At 61.4% G+C, this 11,935-nt stretch carries 10 protein-coding genes and 1 riboswitch; of the genes, 5 read left to right on the top strand and 5 right to left on the bottom strand.

Going from position 1 to position 11,935, the window contains the following annotated elements:
• Window positions 1-272 (top strand): alpha/beta hydrolase (locus tag VIW95_RS01930; RefSeq protein WP_331583471.1); only part of this gene is annotated, 272 nt, incomplete at its 5' end.
• 282 nt (window positions 273-554) lie between these two features.
• Window positions 555-2,135 carry a serine hydrolase domain-containing protein gene (locus VIW95_RS01925; RefSeq protein WP_331583469.1) on the top strand — a complete coding sequence of 527 codons (1,581 nt, stop codon included), beginning with the start codon at window positions 555-557 and terminating at the stop codon, window positions 2,133-2,135.
• A 163-nt stretch (window positions 2,136-2,298) separates the two neighbouring features.
• Here the strand turns inward: VIW95_RS01925 and VIW95_RS01920 are convergent, their stop codons facing one another.
• Genes VIW95_RS01920 through VIW95_RS01910 form a run of 3 tightly spaced genes read right to left on the bottom strand, consistent with a single transcriptional unit; the run spans window position 2,299 to window position 3,924 of the window.
• The gene (locus VIW95_RS01920; RefSeq protein ID WP_331583467.1) at window positions 2,299-3,150 is read right to left on the bottom strand and encodes a hypothetical protein; all 852 of its coding nucleotides are present in this window, start codon (window positions 3,148-3,150) and stop codon (window positions 2,299-2,301) included.
• Window positions 3,102-3,584, bottom strand: coding sequence for a heme-binding domain-containing protein (locus VIW95_RS01915; protein ID WP_331583465.1), 483 nt, complete (start codon window positions 3,582-3,584; stop codon window positions 3,102-3,104). Before VIW95_RS01915 ends, VIW95_RS01920 begins: the two co-directional genes overlap by 49 nt.
• Window positions 3,571-3,924: a cupredoxin domain-containing protein gene (locus VIW95_RS01910; RefSeq protein WP_331583463.1), complete on the bottom strand. Its 354-nt coding sequence runs from the start codon at window positions 3,922-3,924 to the stop codon at window positions 3,571-3,573. The genes VIW95_RS01915 and VIW95_RS01910 overlap by 14 nt, the downstream gene beginning before the upstream one ends.
• Before the next feature lie 281 nt (window positions 3,925-4,205).
• Here VIW95_RS01910 and VIW95_RS01905 point away from each other — a divergent pair, with 281 nt between their 5' ends.
• Window positions 4,206-5,267, top strand: coding sequence for a lytic transglycosylase domain-containing protein (locus tag VIW95_RS01905; protein WP_331583461.1), 1,062 nt, complete (start codon window positions 4,206-4,208; stop codon window positions 5,265-5,267).
• Between the two features lie 77 nt (window positions 5,268-5,344).
• Window positions 5,345-8,323, top strand: a complete 2,979-nt coding sequence (glnE, locus tag VIW95_RS01900) for a bifunctional [glutamate--ammonia ligase]-adenylyl-L-tyrosine phosphorylase/[glutamate--ammonia-ligase] adenylyltransferase (RefSeq protein WP_331583459.1) — start codon at window positions 5,345-5,347, stop codon at window positions 8,321-8,323.
• Between the two features lie 125 nt (window positions 8,324-8,448).
• Here glnE and VIW95_RS01895 read toward each other — a convergent pair whose 3' ends face one another.
• Window positions 8,449-10,503, bottom strand: coding sequence for a TonB-dependent receptor plug domain-containing protein (locus VIW95_RS01895; protein WP_331583457.1), 2,055 nt, complete (start codon window positions 10,501-10,503; stop codon window positions 8,449-8,451).
• A gap of 132 nt (window positions 10,504-10,635) precedes the next feature.
• Window positions 10,636-10,796: riboswitch (cobalamin riboswitch) on the bottom strand.
• Between the two features lie 60 nt (window positions 10,797-10,856).
• On the opposite strand from VIW95_RS01895, the gene cobU reads away from it, so the two are divergent.
• Window positions 10,857-11,378, top strand: a complete 522-nt coding sequence (gene cobU / locus VIW95_RS01890) for a bifunctional adenosylcobinamide kinase/adenosylcobinamide-phosphate guanylyltransferase (protein WP_331583455.1) — start codon at window positions 10,857-10,859, stop codon at window positions 11,376-11,378.
• Window positions 11,379-11,380: 2 nt separating this feature from the next.
• Here the strand turns inward: cobU and cobS are convergent.
• Window positions 11,381-11,935, bottom strand: a 555-nt coding sequence (gene cobS, locus VIW95_RS01885; RefSeq protein WP_331583453.1) for an adenosylcobinamide-GDP ribazoletransferase, incomplete at its 5' end; no start/stop codon positions are given.

Below are 11,935 nucleotides of genomic sequence, written 5' to 3'. Positions count from 1 at the left end.
TCGCGCGCATCGTCACGCACTACGTCCAGCACTATGCGTGGCTCGAGGACAACATCCTCATCCGCGACGCCGCCGCGATTGCCGACATTCCCGGCATCATGGTGAATGGACGCTTCGATCTTCAGGCGCCGATCGGATGGGCATACAGTCTCAAGCGGGTATGGCCGCGCGCAAAGCTGGTGATCGTCGACGACGCGGGGCATGACGCGTCGAACGCGAGCATCACCAGCGAACTGATCCGCGCGACAGATCAATTCGCGGGCAATGCTTAGAACAGCTCTGGGCTCCGGAATAAGGTGGCGCGCAAAAAAGCTTCGGAGCCGCGCAACGAGGAAGCGGCTTCCTGCGCTGTAGCAACGGCGTCAAAATGAGGCGTCCGGGACCGAAATCGGGGGCTCGAAATGAAGCGATTGAACTCGTCATATCGTCGAATTGCGCTCGCCCGGAATCTGTTTGCGATTGCGATACTCACAAGCGCGTTCATTTCAATTGATCACGCGCGCGCGACAGCTGCGGCCGCTGATGCGGGTGACAAATCCGCAGCGGTCGATAAGTTGTTCGAACAGTGGAATACGCCGAGCTCTCCGGGATGTGCGGTCGCGGTTATGAAGGGCGGGCGGATTGTATACGAACATGGCTACGGCATGGCGGATCTGGATCACAATGTCCCGATCACAACTGCAACGGTGTTTAACGTCGGGTCAATCGCCAAGCAATTTACCGGCGCCGCGATCCTGATGCTCGCTCAGGACGGCAAACTGTCGCTCGACGATCCGATTCGGAAGTACCTGCCTGAGCTGCCCTATTTCGGTGTACCGATCACGTTGCGCCAGATGCTGGCGCACACTAGCGGGCTGCGCGACTACGAGATTCTTCTCCACTTCGACGGATGGCGGCTCGATAGCCCTGATCTTCTCACCAACGACGATATCTTCTACATCCTCTCGCGCCAGAAGGAGTTGAATTTTCCGCCGGGTACTGACTACGCCTACAGCAACACCAACTACATGCTCCTGGCGCAGGTCGTCAGCCGGCTTAGCGGACAGTCGTTCCCGGATTTCGCGATGGCCCGCCTCTTTCAACCGCTGGGAATGAAGCACACTCACTTTCGTCAAGACCACGGCGAAGTCGTGAAGAACCTGGCTTATTCTTACATCGACGACGATCACGTGCTTCGCCTATGCCTCCCGAACTACGACATCTTCGGAGCTACCAACTTGATGACTACCGTCGAGGACCTGGCCCGATGGAACGAGAACTTTTTCTCTGGGCGCGTAGGTGGCTCACGGATGGTTCAGCAGTTGCAGCAGCCAGGTCAGCTTAACGACGGAACGCTCGTAAATTATGCCCCCGGCGAGTTCGTCGGCACTACGCCCGGCGGTCTCAAATGGGCGCAGAGTGGGACTGCCGGTGACGCTGGCTACAGGGCCGACGCGCTCCGTGTGCCAGATCATCACCTGACGGCGATTACGGTCTGCAACCTGGGTTCTATCAATCCGACCGATCTAAATGTTCATATCGCCGACTTGTATCTTGAAGGTAAGTTCAGCGCCTCCCTCTCGCCTGTTCATGCAGAATCGTTCCACGCGGATGCGGCGCAATTAGCCAGCTACGTAGGAATCTTCACTGACGCAAAGGAAAATTATGTGCTGAAGCTCGAGCAACGCGGCGATGCTCTCTGGGCTGAATCATATATCGGTCCCAACGCGATCGGTCCTGCTCAACTCGATGCCATTGGTGAAGGTCGCTTTCGCGGTCTCGGGATGGATCCGCTCGTTTTCTCATCGGACCATCGCAGCGCGAAGGCCGCGCTCTCGGGAATGCCTTCCATCCAGTACGCCCGAGTCCCCGCATACAATCCGGCCACATCCGAACTCCGCGAGTTCGAAGGTGAATATGAAAGCAAGGAACTCGACATTCCGTACCACGTAGCCATAGAGGGCAACGGACTCATCCTGCGTGCTCTGAAGCTGGCGGGAGAACCGATCACGCCAATCATAAAAGACTTGTTTGTTGGTGAGGACCGGCGAATTCGTTTCACGCGTGACGCGGATGGAAAGGTAACCGGGTTTGTGATGAGCGGATTTTTTAACCGGGTGCAAAATCTCAAATTCGAGCACACGGCGCCTCATTAGATTACTTCGGATGCAAGGGTAGGCCTTGGGATCTGAGGGTTCCTCGATGGCGGTGTGGGAACCTTTGCCAAGCTGGTGATCGTCAAGACGTAGGCCATGACGCGTCAAAACGCAGGCATCACGGGGGAATTGATCCGCGCAACCGACGAATTCGCAGGAATGCCTAGAACAGTGAGCCGACGAAGTGCTCTAGCTCTAGATTGAACTTCACTATTACACGGTCGGAGCCGCGCGTCAGTCCTATGCCGGGACCGACGTTGTACTCGATTCCGTGCGGCAACTCGCCTTTGAGTACCGGGAAGATGTAGTGCTGCTGCGCGTGCAGTGGATCGTTGTCATCGATCAAGCCCAGCGCGCCGTAGAATTCGAGGCCGGGTGAAATTTCGCGCAGGTAGTCGTAATAGATACCGGCGGCGTAGCCGAACTCGAATCCCTTATTCTTGTTGGGTCCGACGAAGACGCCCTTTTCGAAAATCGGATTGAGATCGATTTCGAACTTCCGGAAATCTTTCTCTATAATTGGTTTCAGCTCCAGCTCAAGTTGGTTGTCGTCGAACTGCGGCGTCCGATGCCATTCCAATTCGACGTACCAGCCCAGATCGACCGGCAACTCGCCCTGCTCGAACAGGTTGCCGCGCACGCGAAACTTCGAGCCCGCGTATTGAAACGAGTCGGCGTTGGGATGCGCGAGATTGAGGTACGCTGCGCCCTCGACGTGGTCCGAAAAGCCGTAGGTGAGCTCGAACGCCGTGCGATACATATCCTGACTGGCGAAATCGCCGGCCGAAGTGCCGTCGTCGCCGTGCTTGTGACCGTTCGGCACGAAGCTGTTGAGCGATTCGAGCTCGACCATCCCGTTGCCTACGGTCTGATACGGGTACACCTCGAACTCGAAAGGATCGACTTGCGCCGACGCATTCGCGGCGATCAGCAATAGCGGCGCGCAGAAGAAGATCGCGCGCGGGTTCATCGCGGTGACGACGCGGCGTGCGACAATTTTTCGCCGGCGATCCATTGCGTGATCGTATCGCGCTCGGCGGACGTCAGTTGCGCCCCGGGATGCATCGCGCGGTAGTACCATGGCGGCATCGCGTCGCTTGCGATCAGCCGCGCGATCTCGTCGAGCTTTTGATTCTCAGTGCCGGGATCGGAGGTGTAATCAGTCCATGACGAGAAGTTCATGCGCCGCCGCCCTTCGGCGACCTCGTGATGAATCCACCAGGAGCAAGGCGCCACGGCGCTATACCAGGGCCATCGCGTCTGGTTCGAATGGCAGTCGTAGCAGGAGCGCTGTAGGGCATCCTTGACGGCCGGCGGTGCGGACAAATCGCCACTGACGGCTGGATTCGAACGATCGGTGCGCACCAATTGGGCTACCAGGAATGCGATCGTTGCAAACCACAGGATCGCGCGAAGCGTGTGACCCGTCGCAGCCTCAGCGCGAGACAATCTCGCCTTTCACCGCGCCGTGACTGAAGTCGTCGAAGAACGGATAGGTGCCCGGCGGAAGCGCTGGAATGTACACGGTGATCGTTTGTCCGGGCTGCACTACGCGCTCGCGATGCAACTCGAAGCTCTCAAACTCGACGGCCGCATCGCCGGCGTTGGTGACATGCAGTTTGACGGGAGTGTTGGCAGGCAGCGCCAGGCTGGCGGGTTCTACGGCGCCAGCGTGAAAGCGTAGCGAGGAGTCGTCAGCTGCGCGCGCGGACGGCGCCGCGAAGGTGATTAACAGTGCCAGGGAAGCGACGGCGGTCGCTTTGATGATTGAGATGGTTATGGAAGTCACGAAGGCAGCTGGCTCCTGATGAGATTGAGAATGATTCTCATTTACAAGAGTCCGCGGCGTTTGTCAAGCGCAGCACTAAAGACGCCTGATTGCAGCTCCAACTTCAAGCTTCGACCGGATATTTCTTGACTACCCGGGCAATCGCAGCTAATTCATAGATTCGCTCCGAAAGTTGGGGCTGCCGGCTCGATTTTGTGAACGCGCTGGCTGAGAATCGCGCCGACGGGGACTCGCGCGCGATGGAGACGTAGTTGCTCGCAACGAAGCTGTCGGCAAACCGAATGGCCAGGGGACTCGCGCCGCTAGTGCTCGCGATCGCCTTTGTGTTCGCGGCCACCCCCAACGCGTCGTCGGAAACCAAGCTCCCATTCCCGCGACCGGCGGCGATTCAGCCCAACGTAGATTTCTGGGTCGATGTATTCACCAAGTACGCCGAGAGTGACTTCGTCGTCGTCGATCGCGATAACGTGTCGCGCGTTTACCACGTGTTTCATCTTCCCGGCGACGGTCAGCCCACTCGCACCGATATCGATTGGGCGAACGAGTATCTCAAGACCAAATATTCCGACATTTTGAATCGCCTCGCGACCCGGCCGCCGGCCGACGACGAAGAGCGCGAGATCGCCGCGATGTTCAAGGGTGAGCCGCCGAGCGCTTATGCTGCCGCCGCGCAAAACTTGCGCGTGCAGGAGGGGCTGCGCGAGCAATTTCACGACGGACTGCTGCGCAGCCGTTACTACACACCGTCGATGGAGCGGATTTTCCGCAGCGCGGGGATTCCGCCCGAGCTGGTGACGCTCGCGCATGTCGAGTCGGGTTTCCATAGCGCGTCGCGCTCGAGCGCCGGAGCGGTCGGCATCTGGCAGTTCACGCGAGACACCGGCAAGCACTACATGAAGATCACGCGCTATCACGACGATCGCCTGAACCCGGACCGCGAGACGCTCGCGGCCGCCAAGCTGCTGCGCTCGAACTACGACACTCTTGGCGATTGGCCGCTGGCGATTACCGCGTACAACTACGGCACCGGCGGAGTGGCGCGAGCGGCTGGAATCTACGGTGGCGACTATTCCGAAATGGTCCAGCACTACCAGGGACCGCATTTCGGCTTTGCTGTGAAGAACTACTACGCGGAATTTCTTGCCGCCTTGCAGGTGCATCGCGACGAAGAAAAATATTTCCCCGGCATCGAGGACGAACCCGCGATTCGACCCGCGCCGATCAAGACCGACTTTGCACCGCGACGCGCCGCGAAGTCGCATGCGTCGCACGCTCACCATACTTCCCGCGCTTCTTCAAAGACGACTCATCACTCGAAGAAGACCGTCGCGCAGAAAACCTGATCGTATCCATCCGGCGCCGGGCTGACAGCGTTACAGTTGCGGCGCGCGCACTGCTCGCGTCTGTTATCGTTTAGGTGATGCCACGCAAGGCCGCGCAATCGCCGCAACTCGCCGTCCTCGCCAAACGGCTGAAGGACAGGCTTGGCAGCGATCGGCTGGCGCAGCAGGCGCTGGCCGTCGTCGACGGTCGTGCACCTGACGAGCAGTTGGCGCTCGCGTTCCTAACCAGGCTGGCCGAAAATTCCGCCGCCGCGCTGAAGGACGTGCTGCGCGATCGATCAGCGGGAATCGATCTGATTTTTTGCCTCGGCTCGTCGGAGCTCGTCGCGACCGAGCTTTCCTTGGCCGGACCCGGATGGGCGGAAATTTTTCTCGGCGCACGCGCCCAGACGATTGACGGTCTCGTCGCCGCGATGCGCACCGAGCGCGCCGCGATCGACGCGCCCGATCGCCAGGCCGCCGGCGCGGTGCTCGGGCGTTTCATGCGCCGCATGATGGTCCAGGTGGCGATTGCCGATCTGCTCGACCGGTTGAGCGTCGGCGAGACGGCGCACGCGATGTCGGAGCTGGCCGACGAATGCATTCGCACCGCGCTCGCTCTTGCGACCCGGTTTCTTGGCGAACGCGCCCGCCGCATCGGCCAGTTCTGCATCCTTGCGATGGGCAAGCTTGGCGCGCGCGAACTCAACCTCAGCTCGGACGTCGATCTGATTTATCTTCACGCGTCCACGGATTCGCCGGATAGTTCCGAAGCGGCGTCGCGTCTCGGCGAATGGTTTACCGAAATTTTGTCGGCGCGATGCTTTCGAATCGATATGCGGCTTCGGCCCGGCGGCCGTTCTGCGCCGTTGGTGACGCCGATTGACGGTGCGATCAACTACTACGAAAACCTCGGCGAGCCGTGGGAGCGGGCCGCGCTGCTGCGTGCGCGGCCAGTCGCGGGCGACCTCGAAATCGGATACCAACTGCGCGCCGAACTGAATCATTTTGTGTTTCGCAGCTATCTCGACTTCGACACGCTGCGCCAGTTGCGCGCGATGAAGCATCAGATCGAGGCCGAACTGAAAACTCCCGCGATGATCGAGCGCAACATCAAGCTCGGCCGCGGCGGGATCCGCGAGCTCGAATTCATCGTGCAGGCGCTCACGCTGATTTATGGTGGACGCGATCCCCGGCTTCGAGTCGAGCAGACCGTCGCCGCGCTCGAGAAGCTCGACGCGCTCGGCTACCTGCCGTCAAAACGCGCGCGCGAACTCGCCGACGCGTACCTGTTCCTGCGCGACGTCGAGCACAAGCTGCAAGTCGTCGCCGGCCTGCAGACGCACGTGCTGCCCGCTGATAACGACCGGATGCGCGCGCTCGCGGTGCGGATGGGTTTCGGCAAGGGACCCGCGGCGTTGAAGAGATTCGTCGAGCTGCTCAAATCTCATCGCGCGCTGGTCGAGTTGCAATTTCGCGAGACTCTGGCCGGCGGCGACGAAGAGTCAACGCGCTCGGTCTCTTCTTCTGCGGAACTCGCCTGGAATTCGGCGCTCGATCCCGATTCCTCGACCCGCTACCTGCGCGAACTCGACTTTGCGCGCGCCGACGAAAGCGCGCGCCATCTCGAGCTGCTCGCGCGCGGCCCTTCGCGTGCACCGACCAGTCCGCGCCGTCGCGAGCTGCTCGAACGGCTCGGCCCGATGATGATCGACGAGATCGGCAGGCTGCCCGATCCGGATCTGGCGCTGATGAACCTTGCTGCGTTCATCGCCGCGATCGGCGCGCGGACCTCGTTCCTCGCGCTGCTCGAGCAACATCCCGCGACCCGACGCATCCTGCTGCGGCTGTTCGCCTCGAGCGCCTACCTCTCGACCATCTTCATCCGCCATCCCGACATGCTCGATACGCTGGTGCGCTCCGACCTGGCGGCGACGCGGCGCAGCCCGGCCGAGTTGCGCGACGAGTTGGCGGGGTTGATCGCGGCGAGTCCGGATTTCGAGAGCAAGCTCGACGCGTTGCGCGCATTTCGTCACCAGGAATTTCTGCGCATCGCGATTGCAGACCTGGCGGGCGACCTCGAATTGTTCGACGTCGAGCGCGAGCTCACAAGCCTGGCCGAAACGGTGCTGGACGAGGCGATGGCGCTGGCGCGAATCCAGACCGAGGCGCGCTTCCCGATCCCCGCCACGATGCGCCTGTGCGCGATTGCGATGGGCCGGCTCGGCGCGAGCGAAATGTCGTACAACTCCGACCTCGATCTGATTTTTGTTTACGACGATCGCGCGGAAGTCGCCGCCGGCAGCCGTGAAATCGCGTCGCGAATCACGCAGAAGCTGATCGCGATCCTCGAATCGCGCACGCGCGAGGGCTACGCCTACAAGCTCGACCTGCGCCTGCGCCCTTCGGGCAACGCGGGCCCGCTGGTCACGTCGCTGGCGGGGTTTCGCGAGTATCATCGGCAAAGTTCGGCGGTCTGGGAGCGGCAGGCGCTGGTGCGCGCGCGCGTGATAACCGGCGACCACGAACTGGGGCGCGAAGTGGAAGCGGCGCGCCAGGAATTTGTCTACGGCCGCGGACTGACGCTGGCCGAGGTCGGCGAAATTGCCGCGATGCGCCATCGGATGGAGATGGAGATCGGCGCCGAGGACAAGACCCGGCTCAACATCAAGCAGGGCCACGGCGGATTGGTGGATGTCGAGTTCCTGGTGCAGATGATGGCGCTGAGTCACGGCCATCTTCATCCCGAGCTGCGCGTGCGCAACACGATCGAATTGCTCGAGGCGCTCGACGGTCTCCATCTACTGAAGGCTGCCGACGCAGCCATCCTCGAAGACGACTACCGATTTTTGTCGCGCCTGGAAAATCGCCTCCGCATCGAAAGCGACCAGCCCTCTTGGGCAGTCCCGACGTCCGTGATCGGGCTGCGTCCACTGGCGCGCCGCATGGGCTTCGAAGGGGCGGACGGCGCCGCCCGAATGCTCGCCGAACTGTCCGAGCGCCGCGATAGAATCCGCACAATTTTCGATCGATATTTTGCGACCGCTCAAGACAGTTTGTCATCGCAGAGGATGTGAGGGGGCTGGGCGCCAGCAGGGCAGCTTTTGTCATCCTTCCTGCCGCTCGCGTTGCTCGCTCTGTCAGGATGACAGAGAGTGTGCTCGCGCTGCTCGCTTCGATCGGAACGACAGAAGAGCACGACCTACTCGAAATCAAGCTTCACGCCTGCCAGGACGTTGATCGTCGGGGCCTTGAAGCCGAAGGCCTCTGAGTAGTTGCGGTCCAGCAGGTTTCCAACACGCGCGAAAGCCTCCTCGTTGCGCACGTGGCCCAGCGGGATTCCCATCGTGTACGACACGACGGCGTTGACCAGATTGTATGCGGAATGATTCGCGGTGGTGGACTCGACCGTGATGTCGTCGCGATCGCCGACGAAGATGTAGCTCACGTTGGCCATGATTTTGTCGTGCGGCAGAAAATTCCCGCTCCGCACGTATTGCACCAGCGCCGATGCGGTATGTTTCGCCACCCGCAGCGGCCGCGCCGTCGAGCCGGGCAAATCGGCGTGCGTCTCGTCGAGAATCGTCATGTTGCCGCTGAACGTCAGCCCCTTGATGAGCGTCAAGCTCGGCACGATCTCGACGCCCTGCGTGTCGACGCGCGCCGCGTTGCCCGCTTCCGAGCCGAACAGACACTTGGGACATGGAATAGTGACGATCAGGTTCTTCACGCGGCGCGAGAAGTAGGTCGCGGTGAAAGATGCGCGCTCGCCGAAGTTGGTGGTGAATCCGCCGTCCCATTCGCTGGAAACTTCGGGCTGCAGATGCGGGTTGCCGAAGTTCGGGAAAAACAGTTCGTCGAATGACGGCGCGCGAAAGCCTTCAGTGTAACTGCCGCGCAGGGTGGTCGAGATTTTCGTAATCGGAATCGCGACCGACCATCCAGGGCTGACCTCCTTGCCGAACTGGCTGTTGCCATCGACGCGAAATCCGCCCGTCACCAGAACGTGGCCGTCGAGAAAGCTCCCCTCCTGCTCGAGGTAGCCCGCGTATTCCTGGCGGCGCGCGCGGAACAGGCTTATCGACGTTGCCAGGGGCGGAGGCGGCGCGAAGTTCTTGAAGGTCGAGATACTATCCGAGCGGACCCATCGATCCTTGAAGTCGAAGCCCGCCAGCGTCCGGAACCCCTCGCACCAGGTGTAGAGAGCCTCGATCAGTCCGCCGCGAGTTTCGTCGGGGATGCGATCGTCCTCGCTGCCGACGTGACCCGGGTACGGGGTCGAGGTCGAGCGCTGATCCTGGCGCACGAAAAACGAGTTCGTGCGCACCAGCAACTTTTCGCCGAAGTGATGCTCGACTTCGCCCTTGAACAGCATGAACTCATTACGGTCGTGCGCGGTCGGATCGAGGTCCGACCCTGAAAAAACGTTGAAATTGGGCAGGCTCACATTCGACGCGATGTAACGCGCGAAGCCGCGGAGCACGGTGTCGTCGTCGAGGTGGTAGTCGAAGCGCCCATTTAGCGCGAGATTGTCGGAGTTGTCGTTGACCGGGCGATATCCTTCGGTCGAGAAGTATGAGACCGCGCCCGAGTAGTGGAGGTTTCCCTCGGCGCCGCTGACCGTTCCGACCTGCTGGCTGGTCGCACGATTGCCGCCGCCTGAAAGCAGGCTCGCCGTCGGCGGACCTTCGCCCTCCTGCGAGAGTATGTTGACGACGCCGCCTATCGCCTGCGAGCCGTACAGCGAGCCGCCGGCGCCGCGCAGAATCTCGACGCGATCCAGGTTGTCCGTAGTCAGGTTGGCCAGGTCGAAGCTGCCAGTCGCGCCCGCGTTGACTTCGACGCCGTCGACGAGCACCAGCGTCTGCGATGCGGACGCGCCGCGAATCGACACGTCGGTGACCGAACCGGGCGAGCCGCTCTGGGTGACCTGCACGCCGGGCACTTCGCGCAGCACGTTCGCGACCCGGTCGATCTTCTGATCCTGGATTTGCGGGTCTTCGACGACCGTGATCGTCGTACCGATCTCGCCGATTGGCTGCGGGATTCGGGTCGCGGTGACGACCACCGGATTCAGTTTCTGCGCCTCTTCTTTTTTGGCGGGTGTCGCCGGCTGACTCGCTTTCTTTTTCGGCGACGCGGGCGCGGTTTGAGTTTGCGCTGGCGACGACGCGGACGCCGGCGTTTGAGCGCGCGCGATCGGCGCAAAAAGCGCCGTCGCAATGACTGTCGACACGATCAAATCAGGAAACCGCATGAACTCCCTCCGAGTTCAAAGGCTGCCAACACGCGGAGGAAGGGTCGGGCTGCAAAAACAAAACCCGATCCTTCACGTCGAGGGATCGGGCTCCAGGAAATGCGTGCCTGAGGCCACCCTCCCCGCGGAAGGCAGACAGTTAATGACCCGGCCGGTCTCCTGGCTTGGGGTTCGTCCTCGGGCCCGCCTTCCCGCTTGAGCGGTGGCATCATGGGCCGTCGTCCCCCCACACAGTTGCGGGGCAGCGCCGGATTTGAACCGGCTTCCCGAGCACCGGGTGCGACGCAGAAGTTACGCGCGGCACCGCGCGCAGTCAACACGCGCGGCGCGATCGTGTACGCTTGGTGATCCTCATGGGCGAGATCACTTTGATCACAGGCGGGGCGCGCAGCGGCAAGAGTCAGCAAGCATTAAAGCTTGCGCTCCCCTATCAACGTAAATTTTTCGTCGCGACAGGCGAAGCGCTCGACGACGAGATGACGGCGCGAATCGAATTTCACCGCACGACTCGGCCACCGGATTTCCAGACTGTCGAGGAGCCGGTGCAGGTCGTCTCTGCGCTCGATGAGCTGCGCAACAGCGCCGACCTCGTGGTGCTCGACTGCCTGACGTTGTGGATGTCCAACCTGATGCACCGGCACGGGACTGACGACGGGCCGGTTCTCGCGCAGGCGGATCAGCTCGCGGCGACGCTGAAGGAAGCTCCGTTCGCTAGCATCGTCGTGACTGACGAAGTTGGATCGGGAATCGTGCCGACCGATCACGCGGAGTCGCGCCGGTTTCGCGATCTGCTCGGATGGACCAATCAGAAAGTCGCGGCCGTCGCGGACCAGGTGCTGCTAATGGTCGCAGGCTATCCAGTGAAGGTGAAATAGACTCACAAGGTCATCGTGAGCAGAACCGCTATCTCGATCACCTCGCCGCACGCGCCGATCAGATCGCCGGTGACACCGCCGAGCCAGCGCCGATAAAAGAGATGCATTAGAAACGCAATCAGGAGCGCAACGCTGACAGCCAGCACCCCGACGGTCCGAAACGGACTTAGCAGAATCGCACAATCGATGATCAAAAAGACTACAGCGACTCTCCTGCGCCAGCCCGGGCTCTGGCTATTGAGAAAAGCGGTCCCGGCGCCTGACTCGCGAAGATAGGGAATGCCGACGCCGACCATCACCATGGCGAAGCGGGCGAGCGTCGGTGCGATGATCAACGCGGCGTAGCGGCGAGTACCGGCGAGCGCCGAGAGCGCCAGTATCTTAAGCGTCAGGTCGAAGAAAATTGCGCTCGCGCCGAAAGTGCCGACGCGGCTGTCGCGCAGGATTTCGAGGGCGCGCTCGCGATCGCGTCCTGCGCCCAGCGCGTCGGCGGTGTCGGCGAGTCCATCGAGATGAACTGCGCCGGTGACAACGGTCAGCGAGATGACGATGAGAAC

This window comes from Binatus sp. (SeqCode) (assembly GCF_036522015.1).
Taxonomy (GTDB): domain Bacteria; phylum Desulfobacterota; class Binatia; order Binatales; family Binataceae; genus Binatus.
The sequence above is the reverse complement of the archived record's forward strand: the minus strand, read 5'-3'. Positions and strand labels throughout refer to the sequence as shown.